The 16623-nt window shown below is 67.3% G+C and carries 10 protein-coding genes; 2 read left to right on the forward strand and 8 right to left on the reverse strand.

Going from position 1 to position 16623, the window contains the following annotated elements:
- Both ACQKDV_RS02380 and ACQKDV_RS02385 read left to right on the forward strand, forming a co-directional pair.
- Positions 1-886: ATP-binding cassette domain-containing protein (locus ACQKDV_RS02380; RefSeq protein ID WP_427782188.1), on the forward strand; the 886-nt coding region annotated here is incomplete at its 5' end.
- A 180-nt stretch (positions 887-1066) separates the two neighbouring features.
- On the forward strand, positions 1067-2383 hold the full coding sequence (locus tag ACQKDV_RS02385; RefSeq protein ID WP_427782189.1) for an NCS2 family permease: 1317 nt from the start codon (positions 1067-1069) through the stop codon (positions 2381-2383).
- Between the two features lie 49 nt (positions 2384-2432).
- Here ACQKDV_RS02385 and bcsZ (ACQKDV_RS02390) read toward each other — a convergent pair whose 3' ends face one another.
- From bcsZ (ACQKDV_RS02390) to pncB, 8 genes are all read right to left on the reverse strand, one after another.
- Entirely contained in the window at positions 2433-3575 is a 1143-nt protein-coding gene (gene bcsZ, locus ACQKDV_RS02390; RefSeq protein WP_427782190.1) for a cellulose synthase complex periplasmic endoglucanase BcsZ, read from the reverse strand.
- 105 nt (positions 3576-3680) lie between these two features.
- Complete coding sequence (locus ACQKDV_RS02395) at positions 3681-8123, reverse strand: cellulose synthase subunit BcsC-related outer membrane protein (protein WP_427782191.1); 4443 nt, start codon at positions 8121-8123, stop codon at positions 3681-3683.
- Entirely contained in the window at positions 8105-9268 is a 1164-nt protein-coding gene (bcsZ, locus tag ACQKDV_RS02400; RefSeq protein WP_427782192.1) for a cellulose synthase complex periplasmic endoglucanase BcsZ, read from the reverse strand. Before bcsZ (ACQKDV_RS02400) ends, ACQKDV_RS02395 begins: the two co-directional genes overlap by 19 nt.
- A gap of 2 nt (positions 9269-9270) precedes the next feature.
- Positions 9271-11598 carry a cellulose biosynthesis cyclic di-GMP-binding regulatory protein BcsB gene (bcsB, locus tag ACQKDV_RS02405; RefSeq protein ID WP_427782193.1) on the reverse strand — a complete coding sequence of 776 codons (2328 nt, stop codon included), beginning with the start codon at positions 11596-11598 and terminating at the stop codon, positions 9271-9273.
- Positions 11595-13745: a UDP-forming cellulose synthase catalytic subunit gene (bcsA, locus tag ACQKDV_RS02410; RefSeq protein WP_427782194.1), complete on the reverse strand. Its 2151-nt coding sequence runs from the start codon at positions 13743-13745 to the stop codon at positions 11595-11597. The genes bcsB and bcsA overlap by 4 nt, the downstream gene beginning before the upstream one ends.
- A gap of 99 nt (positions 13746-13844) precedes the next feature.
- Positions 13845-14171 carry a hypothetical protein gene (locus ACQKDV_RS02415; RefSeq protein ID WP_427782195.1) on the reverse strand — a complete coding sequence of 109 codons (327 nt, stop codon included), beginning with the start codon at positions 14169-14171 and terminating at the stop codon, positions 13845-13847.
- A gap of 34 nt (positions 14172-14205) precedes the next feature.
- The gene (bcsD, locus tag ACQKDV_RS02420; protein ID WP_427782196.1) at positions 14206-14664 is read right to left on the reverse strand and encodes a cellulose biosynthesis protein BcsD; all 459 of its coding nucleotides are present in this window, start codon (positions 14662-14664) and stop codon (positions 14206-14208) included.
- 219 nt (positions 14665-14883) lie between these two features.
- Positions 14884-16065, reverse strand: coding sequence for a nicotinate phosphoribosyltransferase (gene pncB / locus ACQKDV_RS02425; protein ID WP_427782198.1), 1182 nt, complete (start codon positions 16063-16065; stop codon positions 14884-14886).
- Positions 16066-16623 lie beyond the last annotated feature (558 nt).

The raw sequence follows: 16623 nt of genomic DNA on the forward strand, positions 1-16623 counted from the left end.
CAGGCTGATCCTCGTTCCTGCAGCATATTGGTCGTTCAAAAAAGAGTTCGAGAGCCAGAACGCCAAGGGTGGCCGCACCAAGGGCAAGGCCCGTCTGGCCCGCCTGGAAGAGCTGCAGTCGGTCGATTACCAGAAGCGCAACGAGACCAATGAAATCTTCATCCCGCCGGGCGAGCGCCTGGGCAACGCGGTGATGGAATTCAAGAACGTCTCCAAGAAGTTCGGTGACCGCCTGCTGTTCGACAACCTGAGCTTCCTGGTGCCGGCCGGCGCCATCGTCGGCATCATCGGCCCCAACGGTGCCGGCAAGTCGACCCTGTTCAAGATGATCACCGGCCAGGAAAAGCCGGACACCGGCGAGATCGTGGTCGGCCCGACCGTGAAGCTGTCCTACGTGGACCAGAGCCGCGACGCGCTGGAAGGCAACCACAACGTCTTCCAGGAAATCGCCGGCGGCCTGGACATCCTCAACATCAACGGCATCGAGATCCAGTCGCGCGCCTACATCGGCCGCTTCAACTTCAAGGGCCAGGACCAGCAGAAGATGGTCGGTTCGCTGTCCGGTGGCGAGCGGGGCCGCCTGCACATGGCCAAGACCCTGCTGCAGGGTGGCAACGTGCTGCTGCTCGACGAACCGTCCAACGATCTGGACATCGAAACCCTGCGTGCGCTGGAAGATGCGCTGCTGGAGTTCCCGGGCAACACCTTCGTCATTTCGCATGACCGCTGGTTCCTGGATCGCATCGCGACCCACATCCTGGCGTTCGAAGGCGATTCGCACGTGGAGTTCTTCCAGGGCAACTACCGCGAGTATGAAGAAGACAAGCGCCGCCGCATGGGCGACGACGCTGCGCCCAAGCGCCTGCGCTTCAAGGCGCTGAAGTAAGAAAGGAAGAACGGCCGCGCTCTGCGCGGCCGTTCTGCATTCTGGTAGGTCACCCCCGTTGGTGGTGACGCTTTGAAGCATACCGACCAACGGTCGGTACCTACCACTTTCCGGCAGGTCATCACCCCACCCGGTCCATGCATGCCGGTCAGCGGCCGGCATCTACCAATGAGCGACCCCATGTCCCTGTTCGAGCGCCTGTTCCAGCTGCAGCAGCACGGCACCACCGTGCGTACCGAGCTGCTGGCCGGTGTCACCACCTTCCTGACGATGTCCTACATCGTCTTCGTGAACCCCGAGATCCTCGGCACCACCGGCATGGATGCCGGCGCCGTGTTCGTGGCCACCTGCCTGGCCGCGGCGCTGGGTTCGGCGGTGATGGCGCTGGCCGCCAACTTCCCGGTGGGCATGGCCCCGGGCATGGGCCTGAACGCGTTCTTCGCCTTCACCGTGGTCGGCGCCGCAGGCCTGCCGTGGCAGCAGGCGCTGGGTGCGGTGTTCATTTCCGGGCTGGTCTTCCTGGTGCTGTCATTGACCGGCGTGCGCGCGTGGCTGGTGGCGGGCATTCCGTCGTCGCTACGCTCGGCCATCGTGGCGGGCATCGGCCTGTTCCTGGCGATCATCGCGCTGCAGAAATCCGGGGTGATCGTCGGCAACGAAGACACGCTGGTGGCGCTGGGCCCGCTGAACACCGCGCCGCCACTGCTGGCGCTGGGCGGCTTCCTGCTGATTGCGGTGCTGGAAGCGCGGCGCGTGCGCGGTGCGATCCTGATCGGCATCCTCGCCGTGACCGCTGCAGGCTGGGCACTGGGCGATGTGCAGTACCACGGGCTGGTCTCGCTGCCGCCGAGCCTGGCGCCGACCTTCCTGCAGCTGGACCTGCCCGGTCTGCTGCACCACGACGGAGGCGCGCCGATCGCGGTGCTGCTGCAGGTGGTGCTGGTGTTCGTGCTGGTGGAAGTGTTCGATGCCACCGGCACGCTGTACGGCGTGATCGGCCGCGCCGGCCTGCTGAAGCTGCCAGGCGCGCAGAAGCGTTTCGGCCGCGCGCTGCTGGCCGACAGCACGGCCATCGTGGCCGGTTCGCTGCTGGGCACCAGCAGCACCACCGCCTTCGCCGAAAGCGCCTCGGGCGTGCAGGTGGGTGGCCGCACCGGGCTGACCGCGCTGGTGGTGTCGGCGCTGTTCCTGGCCGCGCTGCTGTTCTCGCCGCTGGCGGCGATGGTGCCGGCCTATGCCACCTCCCCTGCCCTGCTGTTCGTGGCCGGCTTGATGCTGCGCGAACTGGTGGACGTGGACTGGAGCGACCTGACCGAATCAGTCCCGGCCGCGCTGTGTGCGCTGGCCATGCCGTTCACCTATTCCATCGCCAATGGCCTGGCGTTCGGCTTCATCGCCTATGCCGCACTGAAGGCCGGCACGGGCCGCTGGCGCGAAGCACACCCGGCGGTGTGGCTGGTGGCGGTGCTGTTCGTGCTGCGTTACGCGCTGGAGTGATCCGTTGGCCGGGCATGGCCCGGCGCTACCGGCAAGGGTGGCGCGGCTATCAGCGCCGGGGCTGCAGCTGACCGTCTGCGGCGAAGCGCCAGCGGCCTTCAGCCCAACCCAGGCCGAACAGGCTGAGCATCTGGGTGTAGTAGACCGGCACCGCAGCGCTCTGCTGAGCCGCGGTAGGCAGGCTGTCCTGCAGCTGCCGGGCCAGCGCGGTTTCGCCCAGCGCCAGCAGGTAAGGCAGCAACGCGGCACGGAAGCCGTGATTCCCCTCGCCCTGCCCTGCCCCACTGCGGGAATCGATCTTCTCCCATATGGCGGCCCCCGCGCGCAACCGCTGCAGGGGGCCGGACAATACCTCCAGCTGTCGTCGGAACAGCGGGTCACGGGGTGCGGTCATACCTGCCCATGCATAGCAGCGGATCGCGTCGTAGCTGCCGACCGCGCCGGTGACCGGGTCCGCCACGAATGCCCCGTCCTTCCATGCGGCCCAGTCGGGCGCAAAGCCGTGCGGGCTGGTCTGCTGCAGCAGCACCACGGTATTCCCGGCCAGCACCTGCCACGGACCATCGCGGTCAACGGCCGCGAAACGGCGCAGCAATGGCAGCGGCAGGTAGCTGGGATTGACGCGGGTGACGCCGTCAACCACGAACCCGTGCGGGCCCGGCAACAGCATCGGGCCCAGTCCATCAAGGGTAGCGATCTCGCGCTCGCGCACCTGCGCCAGCATGGCCATCGCGATGCGCTGATAGTCCGGCATGTGCCACAGGCGGGCCGCTTCCAGCAGGGCATAGGCCAGCCACAGGTCCGAATCGGAGGCAGGGTTGGGGTCCAGCACCGACCAGCCGCCGGTGGCGTCGCGGCCCCACAGCCAGGCCGGCAGCCGCGCGGCCATGTCACCGCCGGCAAGGTTGTCCTGGGTCCAGCGCAGTATGCGCGCAAAGCGCTCGGCATCGTTGGCCACCAGCGCAAAAAACAGCGCATAGGACTGGCCTTCGGAGGTGCTGCGCTGGTCGGCGTGGGTGCGGTCGATCATGCGGCCGTCCTCGCTGAGGCTGCTGTCGCACAGCAGCTGCCAGGCCGGCCAGCCACGGCTGCCGCCGCTGGCAGCGCAACCCGGTACAGCAATGGACAGCACCGGCAGTGTGGCCAGTGCCGCCAGCAGGCGGCGTCGGGAAACAGCGGCAACAGGCGGCATCGGCAACTCCGTATGTAGGACCGTAGCAGGAACCGGCCAGTCTGCAGGTATACCCCAGGCGGCGGGCATGCTGCGTGCAGGCCAGCGCGCCCGGCCGCCTGCCGTTCAGGGCCCGCCGCTGTAAGGCGAGCGCAGCACCTGCGGGCGCATGCCCAGGCCCGAACCAAGACGGTCGAGGAGGAAGCGCAGGTACAGGCTGGTGCCGAACTGGCGGTAGTCACGCGCGTTGTTCAGTTCCATCCGACCGCCCAGGAACAGCTGGCTGGACAGCTGCCACTCGGCAGCAGCGCTGAGGTTGTAGGAGACCCCGGTCTTGGTCTGGCCCGTGTAGACCGGTGCCACATACTCAGGGGTCAGCCCGAGCAGCGCAGCCATCGACGCGGCGTCGTAGGCAGCCTGCTGCAGCACAGGGTCGGTGGGGAAGTAATCAGACGCTTTCTCCTCGAAGTGCTGCACGCCGACGCTGCCATCGACCTGCCATGCCAGTCGCGCGCGCTCGTTGCGGCCGTTCCAGTGCACGGGGAAGCCGACATCGAGATAACGCTGTGGGCTGAAATACCCACCATGGCCGTAGGTGAAACCGCTGAGGTTGCGCTCGTACTGCAGCGCGGTGACATTCAGGCCGGCGGTCAGCGACTGGCTGCTGGTTTCCAGCGCGTGCACGTAGACACCCAGACCGATCTCGCTGCGTTCATTGTTGGCCACGTTTTCGCCCTGCAGGCGATGCCAGGACAGATTGGCGTAGCCGCCGATGAGACCGTTGTCGAGCGTTCCACCGATCTTGGCACCGGTGGCGGTGACGCCACCCCAGCGCTGGCCGGTGCGATCATCCTGCACACCGGAGAAGGACAGTACGCTGTCAGTGATGGCACGGCGCGAGGCTTCACCGGTCCAGGTGAAGCCATCGCCGATGCGCCCTTCGTAAGCGATGCCGCCGACAACCTGGTTTTCCGAGAAGCCCAGCGGCGAGGTGCCGACATCCGCGCGCAGGCCCCCGCGCTGGTAACCCACAGAGATGCCGGCGCCGGTTGCATCCTGTGCAGACATCCGGCGCGCGCCAGCGGCGTTGGCCACCATCGCATACAGCGTGTCCTGGAAGGTAATCGGGCTCTGGCCACTGTTGGCACCGCTGGCCAGTGCCTTCAGCTGCGCCTGTTCGGCGGTGGTGAGTCCCCGCGACAAGCCGCCGTTGTTCAGCAGCTGGCTGGCAATCTGGCTGATGGGAGTGCTGCCCACATCACGTGACAGCAGGTAAGCCGGCAGTGGATCGGCAAACAGGAGTGCCAGCGCCGCAGTACGGCGTTCAGCCGCTGTCAGCGCGCCATCAGTCTGGTTGTACAGCTCCTGGTAACGGCCGGTATCCAGTGCGCGCTGTTCGATCAGGTTGCGCGTGGCGTTGCTTTCACCGCGGGTCAGCAAGGTCTGGTAAAGCGAAGAACCAACCAACGCGTCCACCGGGGTGCGGTCAGCTGCCAGTGCACCTGCCAGCGCGGCCTGGGGCCCGCCACCAAAGCGGCTGGCATCGACATAGGCTGCATCCGGCTTGCCGGCATCGAGCACGACAGGGGTCACGGCGACGATCAGCTTGCCGTCGCCTACGGCAAAGCGTGCCTCCATCGGCACCTGCAGATCGTCGAGCTTGCCCTGCCCGGGCTCGCCGTCACGGCTGCGGTAACTGGCACCGACGGCCAGGCTGCTGCTGTTTTCAGCGGTGAGGTCGCGCAGTTCTGCCAGCACGCCCTGGTCGCCGGTACTGCCCGTTGCAGCCTCGCTGCGGCGGCTGCGGGTGGACTGGCCAGGTACCGGCAGCGCATCAAGCTGTGCAGCACCACCGCGTGCGGCGACCGGCTCGGGCAGACCGGAGGCATCGAACAGCGGACCCTGCACCCGGGGGCCGCCCGGCAGGCCGCTGCTGCCGACCGGCGCGGTGGTGGCCAGAGCATCGACCGCCGCCGGCAGCGGCAGGTCATCACTGCGCACGGCACGGCTGGCAACGCCACGGTTCATGCCGGCGAACGGATTGAACGCGCCGGCACCACCGGCCAGCGCGGCGTTGCGCGACCGCGGCATACCCGCGTCGGCATAACCGGACTGGCGTGCGGCGGCGGCCAGCGAAGCCTTGAAATAGCTTTCGGCGCGGCGGTTCTTGCCGGCCGCGCGGTAAACCCGACCCGCACCGGCCAGCACATCGGGGGAATCGGGCGCCTTGGCCAGCGCCTGCTGCAGGTAGGTCTCGGCGGTATCCATGTCACGCAGCGAAGCGGCGCTGCCAGCGGCGGCCACCAGCGCATCGACATCGCCGGGGCTGCGTTGCAGCTGTTGTTGGTAAAGCGCCAGAGCCTGGCCGTGGTCGCCAGCGGCGCTGTAGAGCCGCGCCAGCGCGGCGATGTTGCGCGGGTCGTCGGGGCGTTCAGCCAGCGCCGGGGCCAGCACGCTGTAAGCCGCTTCCAGGTTGCCCTGCTGGCGCAACGCATCGACCTGGCGCAGCACGTAGCCCGCACGAAGATCCTGCAAGCGCCCCTGTTGTGCCACATCCAACTGGACCTGGCCCAGCTGGCGCAGCACAGCGGCAACCTCACCGTCGCGGCCCGCGCGCAGCAGCACCGTGGCGTACTGCAGGCGTGCCTCGGCGCTGGGGTTGTCGCCCTGCAGCAGGGTGCGGGCCAGGGCCATCGCACGTTCGCTGCTGCCGATATCCGCATAGGCACCGGCCAGCGCCGCCACCAGTTCCGGGTTCTGTGCCTGGTTGCCGAGCGAGGCTTCGGTGCGCGCCAGCAGCAGCTGCGCTTCACCGGTGCGCTGGCGCTGCGCCAGGCTGCGCGCCTGCGCTCCCTGCGCCTGCACCAGAGCCACGGTGCGCAGTGCCTCGATCTCGGCCGTGCGCGCGTTGGCCGGAATCTGGTCAAGCAGCGTGAGCATGCGCGGCCACTGCTGGCGCTCCTGCGCGAACAGCGCTTGCGCCTGCAGCGCTTCCACCGACGCCTCGGCCCCCGGCGCGGCCAGCTCGGCCATGACCCGGTCGGCTTCTGCCGGCTGGCCCATGCGCTGGTACAGGCGTGCCAGTTCCAGCCGCAGCCAGGGATCGCCCGGTTGCGCCAGCAGTGCGTCCTCCAGTTCCACCTGCGCCGTCTGCAGGCTGCCACCGGCGATGGCTTCCTGCGCGCGGGCGCGGGCCAGGTTGGCGCGCAGCACCGCACGGCCACCGGCCTTTTCCTGCTGCGCGGGGGTCATGCGCTCCATCATCACGGCCGCTTCTTCGGCCCGGCCCTGCCGCCCGAGCAGGCCCACCAGACCCTGCAGCGCACCGGCGTTGCCGGCCTCCAGTTCCAGGGCCTTGCGGTAGTTGCGTTCGGCGGCAGCGGGGTCGGTGCCTTCCTGCAGCTGCGCCAGCGCCACGTAACCGGCCGGCTGCTTCGGCTGCAGGCTGATGACCTGCTGCACACGCGCCAGTGCATCGGCACCGCGCTGCCCACGCACCTGCTGCAGGGTCAGCCAGTAGCGCGCGCTGTCAGCGGCACTGCGCCATTTTCCATCGCGGGCCACCGCCTGCTTGAGCAGTTCATTGGCTTCTTCAAAACGCTCCTGGCGCAGGCGCACCGAACCGAGGCCGCCGAGCGCACCGGCGTCGCGCGGCCGCGCCCGCAGCACCTGGGCGAACCGGCTTTCCGCCAGTGCCAGCTGGTTGTCGTCCAGCGCGCGGAAGGCTTCACCCAGCAGGCGCTGGTTGGGATCCACCGCCGCAGCAGCGCTGCTGGCCTGTTCGCGCAGCTGGCTTGCCTTGGCGGCCACTTCGCGGTCATTCGGCTGCGTCGCCAGGAACGCCTGGTACAACGGCGCATCCGCCGGGCCCGCGTTGAGCCACAGCAGCGCCTGGCGCCACGCAGCGCGGGCGGGGCCGCCCGTGTCCTGGCGTTGGCTGAGCGCACTGAGCCGGCTGATGCCATCGCGGCGGCTGGGTTCGCGGTAGGTCAGTACTTGTGCCAGGGCCAGCCGCGCCGACGGCGTATCGTTGCGCCCGACCAGCTTCTGCAGGCCGTCACGTGCACGGCTCCAGCCTTCCGGCGTACCGGCCAGCACCTGGTAGTACTCCAGCGCCAGATCATCCGGCGGTGCGCTGCCGGCGAAGGCCTGGTCGTAGCTGCGCACCGCATCGACATAACGTCCGGCCGCTGCCGAACGACGGGCGGCCTGCAGCGGGTTATCGCCAGCACCGGAACCTCCGCCCAGGGCCAGGCGCAGGCGCGCGGTCTGCGGCGCCTGCGGGTGGCGCGCCTGCAGCTGCTGCAGGCGCTTCTGGGCGTCGGCGCGGCGCCCCTGGTTGAGGTCGATCAGGCCCAGGCCAAGCAGCGCATCGGGCTGGTTGGCGTCGGTGGCCAGCAGCTTGCGCCAGGTGTCGGCAGCCAGGTCTTCGCGGCCCTGGTCGTGCCAGTAGTTGCCCTGGTTGACCAGCTGCTGCACCGAGGCGCTCTGCGCCCAGGCCGGCGTCGTCAACACGCACAGGTCGAGCAGGCCGACCAGGCACAGCGGCTTCAGATGTTTGCGGAACATGGGTTACTCCAGGCAGGCAGCAGGCGCCCGTCGGCAGAAAAACGGAAACGTCGGTCCAGCCAGCCTTTGCCGAACAGGACCAACGCACGCTCGTAGTAGTTCAGATCGGCGGCAGCGGCCACGCGCGCCTGCTGCGCTTTGAGCAGCGCAGGCTGTGCGGATGCCGCAAGGTAAGGTAGCAGGGCGGCGGAAAAGCCCAGCGGCGCGGTGCCGGTGCCTACGCCTGCGCGCACCTGGACCTTTTCCGCCATGTAGCCCTGCGTCCGCAGCATGCCTGCCGGCCCGGACAGCCCCTGCAGCAGGCGGCGGCGCAGCGGGTCGCCGCTGTCGACCATGCCGGCCCACAGGTAGCAGCGGATGGCGTCATAGCTGCCCATATCGCCCTTCTCGGCATCGGTGACGAACGCGCGGCCGTTCCATGCCACCCAGTCCGGCGCGAAACCGACCGGCGCGCTGGCTTCCAGCAGGGCTACGCTGCGCTCGGCCATGCGTGCCCACGGCCCCTTCGGGTCGACGGCCGCAAAACGGCGCAGCACGAACAACGGCAGGTAGCTGGGGTTGAGCGTCCAGCGCTCGGCACGGATGAAACCGGCATTGCCCGGCAGCAGCATCGGGCCGAAGCCTGGCAGCTCGGCCACTTCGGCCTTGTGCATCAGCGCCAGCATCTGGCGGCCGGCATCGTGCAGGCCCGGGCGCTTCCACAGCCGTCCTGCTTCCAGCAGCGCGTAGGCGATCCACAGCTCGCCGTCAGCGGCGGTGTTGGCGTCGAGCACGCGGAACTGGCCGCTGGCATCACGCCCCCACAACCAGGCCGGCAGATTCAGGTCCGGACGGCCCCCGCACAGGTGGCGCCGGGTCCAGCCCAGGACGCGGTCGAACAGCACCGGGTCGTTGTCCACCAGCGCGAAGAACAGCGCATACGATTGCGATTCTGACGTACTGCGCAGGTCCTTGTTGAGGAAATCCACCACGCGCCCATCGGCTTGAACATGCCGCTGCACGAAGCTGGCCCATTCCCGCCACGGGCCAGCGCAGCGCGGCAGACTGACCGCCTGCGCGGCAGCCGGCAGCAACGCGATGCCAGCCGTGCCGGCCAGCAGCCGCAGGAAACGGCGACGTGCAGCGCCGTGCAACACCATGGCCATGGTCAGCCGCCACCCTGGGCCAGGCGACGGCGTGCCTGCCACATCAGCAGCACGCGGGCCAGCAGGGCCAACAGCAGGCAGCACAGTCCAACCAGCAGGCCCAGCCACAGCGGGTTGTGGGCAAAGTACCAGCGCGCCCAGGTCAGCGGCGGCAGGTGGCCTACGTAATAGGTCTGGTTGCCAGCCATGCTGCGCACGGTATTCCCGTGCAGCAGCACGGCGCTGCCCTGGAAATCACGCAGCAGGTCCGGTTCAAACCATGCATCGAACAGACGCCCGAGCTGGCCGGGGTTGTCGGCGATGATGGCGACCACGCTGCGCCCCTTCTGCAGCGGCGATTGGAAACCGAGCATCACCACATCGTCGGGATCAGGACGAAGCCCCACTTCAGCCACCGAGGGGAGGTCGGTCCGCCGCGCGTCAGGCGACAGGAAGCTGGGCAGGTGGCCGGTAAGCCAGTCGGACAGGGCAAAGCTGCGTTGATGCGCACCCTCACCGATGGGCATGTGCGCCGCCCATTCGGTGAACAGCGGCTGGGTGCGGCGCGAGCCCAGCACCAGCAGATCGAGGTCCGGGTTCGCCGCCACCTCCGATGCGCGCAGGAAGCGGTTGCCCAGCGCCGGGTAGCCGGTGGCTGCACCCATGCGGCCCAGCACCGTGAGCGCGTTGCCGACGTCATCGGCAGTGAATGCGTCAGGCAGCACGACCGCTGATTCAGACAGGTCGGCCATGCGCGTGAACGGGAAGCCGGCATTGCCGAACGCAGCCAGGTTGGGCATCGCCATGTAATGGTGGAAGCCGCGCAGGTCGATGCTGGAATCGCCATCGATGGCCGCCGATACATCCGGGAAGGTGTTCTTGCACTCAGCGGCCTGCGGGCGGTCGAAGAAGAAATGGAAGCGCAGCTGGCTGCTGGACGAGAACGGGCCGGTGGGCAGCATCACCTTCTGCGTGATCGGCATCTGGCCACGCACCTTCAGCTTGTTCCACAGTTTCTCCGGCATGGTCTGCGCGCGCGGCAGGCCATCCAGCGGCAGCGTGGTGACGAAGGCATCGTTGATGTTGATGTTCAACGCCGACTTATCGGCGCCTTCGGGCAGCGTATAGCGATAGCGCAGGTCCAGCGGAATGCCCTGCTGGCGCCACACGAAGAGGTCTGGCGGCAGCTGCAGGCCGATGCGGATTAGGTCCGGGTGGTAGCCGACGACGTTCAGTTCACTGGTGCGTGCCACCAGTTCATCGAAGCGCACCGGGCGATCACTGGGGATCCAGTTGGGCGCGTCGTAGGGCTTGCGTGCGGCGGCAGGCTTGAAGCTGTCGATGCTGGCGCTCGAGCCGGACAACGGTGCCCCCAGCGCCACTGCCGATGCGGCGGTACGCAGTTCTGCCTCATCGCGGCCGAGCACCAGCAGCAGCTTGCCGTTGGGGTCGTTCGGATGGGTCACCATCGCCACGGTGGGACCAGCCACCTGAGGCAGGTCCAGGCCCGGCACGCTCTTGCCAGCGATGGCCAGGACCACGGCATTGCCCTGTACGGGCAGCGCATCGGGGCTGGCAGTGAAGCGCGCACCGCGGTAGCCGGCCAGCGCACCAAACCACGATGAGACGATGCCGGCAGCCTGCAGCATGCCGGCGCTCGGCTGGCCCGCGTACACGAACGGTAGATCGAGCCGACGGGTATCGCGCGCATCGAAGAATGGCACCGGCAGCAGCGACAGATCGTTGTTCAGCTGCAGCGGCAGCCAGCCCAGCTCAAGGTAGCTGCTGCTGTCGATGTTGGCCCACAGGCTGGTGTGGTCGGGGTCTTCGCACTCGCGGGTGTAGTGCCCGATCAACTGCAGGTTGATCCGGTTGTAGTCGATGATCAACCGCGGGTCGACGTCGATGTCGCGCTCGATCACCTTGCCGGCCTCTTCGGTGGATACCGGCAGCGTGGCCACGGTGACGTCGTTGACCGTCACCTTCAGGTGCGAGAGGTCCGGCAGCAGCGACGGCGAGTAGCTGTACTTCAGGTGCAGCGAGGCCCGGTCGACCACCTGGTCGCTGCGCACCGAGAACGGCACGCCGGCAGTGCCCTGGATACCGCGCAGAGTGATCTCGTAATCGATGCCCAGCTGCTTGAGCGTGGCCCGGCTCTGCCGCATCGCGGCCGGTACAGGCGCGGCCACAGCCGGCACCGGTGTGGAGGCGGCCTCCGTGCCCACGCCAGCGGCGGGCGCGTCGGCGTTCTGTGCCTGCACCGCGACCCACGGCAGGGCCAGCGCGAACGCCACCACGGTGGCACGCGGGCGCAGCCGCAGTCGGCCAATGCGGAAAACACGACGGGTCATGCGGAATCTCCAGTACGCGGTGGGGCGGCATCGCTGCGACGTCCGCCGGTAGTGATGAACCGCCCCAGGCGGTGGAAGCCACGCAGGCTGGCCTTGAACACATCGCCGAATGAACGCAGCAGGGTATCGCGGTCATGCCGGCCCCACAGCTGCACCCAGATGTCGGCACGTGCGAAGGTGCAGGTCACCAGCCAGCGCTCCTGCTCCAGGTCCAGTTCGCCGAACTGCAGGCTGATGCCCGATGCATCACGGTCGTGGCGGATGATGGCCGGCAGCTGCTTGCTGCGGTTTCGGTTGCTCAGTTCGATGTGGGCCAGACTGCCAGGCTGCAGCGGCTCGGGCACGTCCAGCCGCACGGCCATGCCGCCGGTGGAGAAGTTCAGGGTGCGGCACGGCAGCGCGCGGCCGTCCTCCAGGTGCAGCACGGCCGGCATCGCCAGCGGCACGCGGTGCGAGCGGCGGATCTGCCGCTGCTCGCCGGAGGTGGCGATCACCGCACCGAGCATGATCGTGTTGTACAGCGTCCAGCCCAGGTTCAACCAGATGGTGTTGCTCTGCCCGTCGGTATCGGCCATGACCAGACGCACGATGCCGACCACGATGCCGATCACATTCAACAGCAGCAGCACCAGGTAGGGCCGGGCGATCTGCGCGTCGAAGTAGCTTTCCTTGACCAGGCCGCCCTTGGCGGTGACGTTGAACTTGCCCAGCTTTGGGTTGATGACCGCCATCAATGTCGGCCGCAGGATGTACCAGGCCAGCGTGGTCTCATATACCTCGTTCCACAACAGGTGGCGGTGGCGGCCCTGCACGCGCACGTTGGTCAGGTTGGCCTGCAGGATGTGCGGCAACGCGTAGGCCAGGATCATCAGCGCCGAGGCATGGATGACGTGCGCACCGAAGAACAGGTAGGCCAGTGGCGCGGTGAGGAAGATGATGCGCGGCAGCCCGTAGAAGAAGTGCAGCATGGCGTTGGTGTAGCAGATGCGCTGCACGAACTTCAGGCCGCGGGTCAGCAGGGGGTTGTCCACCCGCATGATCTGCGCCATGCCACGGGCCCAGCGGATGCGCTGGCCGACATGGGCCGACAGGCTTTCGGTGGCCAGGCCGGCGGCCTGCGGTATGGGAATGTAGGCACTTCGCCAACCTGCCTTGTGCAGGCGGATGGCGGTGTGCGCGTCCTCGGTCACCGTTTCCACCGCGACCCCGCCGATGGCTTCCAGCGGCGCACGGCGCAGCACGGTGCACGAACCGCAGAAGAACGTGGCATCCCACAGGTCGTTGCCGTCCTGCAGCAGGCCGTAGAACAGTTCGCCTTCGTTGGGCACCTTGCCGAACGTTCCCAGGTTGCGCTCGAACGGGTCGGCCGAGAAGAAATAGTGAGGTGTCTGCACCACGGCCAGCCTGGGGTCGGTGAGGAAACCGCCCATCGACATCTGCAGGAAGGAACGGGTCGGCACGTGGTCGCAGTCGAACACGGCCACGAACTCGCCGTGGCTCTTCTTCAGCGCGGCATTGATGTTGCCGGCCTTGGCGTGGTTGTTGTTGGTGCGGGTAACGTAGTGCACGCCGACCTGCTCGCAGAACTGGCGGAACTCGTCACGGCGGCCGTCATCGAGCAGGTAGATGTTGAGCTTGTCGGCCGGCCAGTCCAGCACGGTGGCGGCCAGAATGGTGGTGCGCACCACCGACAGCGGCTCGTTGTAGGTGGGGATCAGCACATCCACCGTCGGCCACTGCGAACGGTCTTCCGGCAACGGCACCGGCGGCCGGTGCAGTGGCCAGGCCACCTGGAAGTAACCCAGCACCAGCACCAGGTAGGCGTAGATTTCCGCCGCTACCAGGCCGGCGCCGAGGGTCAGGTCGACCAGCGTGCCAAAACCGAGCGTCTCGGTCAGACGCCACCACATGTACCGGGTGGACATCACCAGCGACAGGCCCATCAGGATCAGCGGAACCAGCCGTCCTTCGCGGTTGCGCAGCAGCAGTGCGATGGCGAACACCACGGCCGAGAACAGCAGCTGGTGTGCCACATCCAGCGGCACGGTGGCGACAAAGGCCAGCAGAGCAACGGCACCGGCAACCAGAACAGCAAGGCCCAGGCGTGCCATGAAGGCGCTGCGCGCGGGAGGCGATGTATGCGTCATGCGGCTTCATCCCGGCCGCGGCAACGCGGCCTCTATCGTGGCGGAATCGCGGCCGCGCCCTTCCCCGATACCGGGAGGCACACCGCACCTGTCGTTGACTCAGCGCTGGCGCAGGCGCGCCAACGGACTCTGCGCCGGATCCTGCAGCGGTACCTGGGCCAAGCGCTGGAACAGATGCTGCAGCGATGTTTCCGCTGTCGCTATGAGGGCAGGCGGCTGCGGCGCAGGCGCAGGCTCGGCGTCCATCGTGGGCTGAACCGTCTCCACAGCGCCGGGCACCGGCACCGCAGGCGGCGTCTCCCGCCGCGTGCTGGCGTCAGTGGCCGGCTCATCGGAGAAATCATGGTACTGCGGTGCGCCGGCACGCGTGCCCAGGCGCTTGAACAGTCCGGCCACATCGTCGTGGCTGGCAGAATCAACAGACATTGAAAAAGGCCTCGATAGACTTGAAACAGAATGCTCAGCTGACCCGGCGCAGGATGTAACGTGACACATCGGCCGAACTTCCCTGGCCTGGCTCCAGATCCAGCGAGGGCAGCATGCCTGCCTCGCGGAACCAGACCCGATACACGCCTTCCAGGAAGGAGGTATTCCACCCCGCATGGTGGGCAAGCAGTGCCGTCAACGGCGCGGCCAGATGCTCGACCCGCACCTCGGTACTGCCTTCCCTCAACGTCACCACACCCCACGACAGGCTGGCCCACACCGCGTTGGCTGCGCTCTCCAACTCCGCCAGCGTGTCCACCACGGGCAGCCGATGGTCGCGCGCAAAGCGTTCACCGATGCGTGCCATCAGCCTGGCGACATCCGCGTCCGGCAAGGCCTCGGCGAACTCAGCCGCCATGGCCAGAATGAAACCCCGCCACTGCAGCGAACACGCCTGCAGGCGGTAATGGTCCAGCAATTCCGATGCGCTCATGTAGGTCCCCATCGACCCGGCACAGGACGGGCAGATTCGTTCACTCGCCCCGCAACCGATAAAAAGTGTGAACTGCGCCCCGGTTTATTGTGGCATATCCCGCTCCCGGATGCAGGCATATTCCGCCACAACTCCATGGATTTGTTGATTTTTTTTATGAATGAGAATTCCTGATAGGACAGTGACACTTTCAGCGGTTCTCTTTCGCGGCCTTGGCGTTCAGCTTTCCGGCGGCAATTCGAACACCTTGCGCAGGTAGGACAGATACCCCGGGTCATCACACATGCTCTTGCCCGGCGAGTCGCTGAGCTTGGCCACCGGCTGCCCGTTGCAGCGGACCATTTTGATGACGATGTTCAATGGCGTCGGGCCCAGGTCGTTGGTCAGGTGCGTCCCCACCCCGAAGGCAACCTGGCAGCGGCCACGGAAATAGTCGTACAGGCGCATCACCTTGGTGATGTCCAGGCCATCGCTGAAGACCAGCACCTTGCTGCGCGGATCGACGCGGCGCTGCTGGAAGTGGGCGAGCATGCGGTCGCCCCAGTCGAAGGGGTCGCCCGAATCGTGGCGCACGCCGTCGAACAGCTTGCAGAAGTACATGTCGAAATCGCGCAGGAACGCGTCCAGCCCGACCACGTCCGACAGCGCGATGCCCAGGTCACCCCGGTACTCGCGCGCCCACGATTCCAGCGCTGCCACCTGCGAATCACGCAGGCGCGGGCCGAGGGCCTGGAACGCCTGCAGGTACTCGTGGGCCATGGTGCCGTGCGGGGTCATGCCGTACAGGCGGGCAAAGTGCACGTTGCTGGTACCCACCAGCTGCGGGCCGAGCGCATCGCGCAGCAGCGGCAACAGGCGCGCATGCCAGTCACGCGAGTAACGACGGCGACTGCCGTAATCGGCGATCCGGCACTGCTCGAACCCAGGGGTATCGCGCAGCAGCGCGGCCTTGGCCTGCAGGCGGCGTTCGCCCTCGGCTACATCGGCGGTGGTGGTGTTGCGGAACCAGACTTCGTTGATGATCGCCAGCAGCGGCACTTCGAACAGGATGGTATGCAGCCAGGGGCCGGTGATATCCAGATCGATCTCGCCAGGCACGGTCTTCGACGGCTGCAGCTGGATGTATTTGCGGTCGAGGTGGAACAGGCCAAGGAAATCGGCGAAGTCGGGTTTGACGAAGCGCAGGCCGCGCATGTAATCCAGCTCTTCATCGCTGAAGCGCAGGCTGCAAAGGTGGTCGATTTCTTCGTTGATCTGGTCGATGTAACGCGCCAGGTCGATACCGGGGGTGCGGCACTTGAACCGGTACTGGACCAGGGCGCCGGGGTACTGGTGCAGCACCGCCTGCATCATGGTGAATTTGTACAGGTCGGTGTCGAGCAGGGACTGGATGATGGCCATGGGGCGATTATGCCCCCCTTCGCGTGAAACGCCGATTTCCCCCCGTAGATCCACGCCATGCGTGGATGACGCCTTGCGCTGTGCGGACCAACGGTCCGCACCCACCACCCACCGGGCTCGGTAGATCCACGCCATGCGTGGATGAGGCCTTGCGCAATGCGGACCAACGATCCGCACCCACCCTCCACCGGACCCGGTAGATCCACGCCATGCGTGGATGACGCCTTGCGCTGTGCGGACCAACGGTCCGCACCCACCACCCACCGGGCTCGGTAGATCCACGCCATGCGTGGATGAGGCCTTGCGCAGTGCGGACCAACGATCCGCACCCACCCTCCACCGGACCCGGTAGATCCACGCCATGCGTGGATGACGCCTTGCGCTGTGCGGACCAACGGTCCGCACCCATCCTCCACCGGGCTCGGTAGATCCACGCCATGCGTGGATGACGCCTTGCGCAGTGCGGACCAACGGTCCGCACCCACCCTCCACCGGGCTCAGTAGATCCACGCCATGCGTGGATGACGCCTTGCGCTGTGCGGACCAACGGTCCGCACC

This window comes from Stenotrophomonas sp. NPDC077659 (assembly GCF_050268705.1).
Lineage (GTDB): Bacteria > Pseudomonadota > Gammaproteobacteria > Xanthomonadales > Xanthomonadaceae > Stenotrophomonas.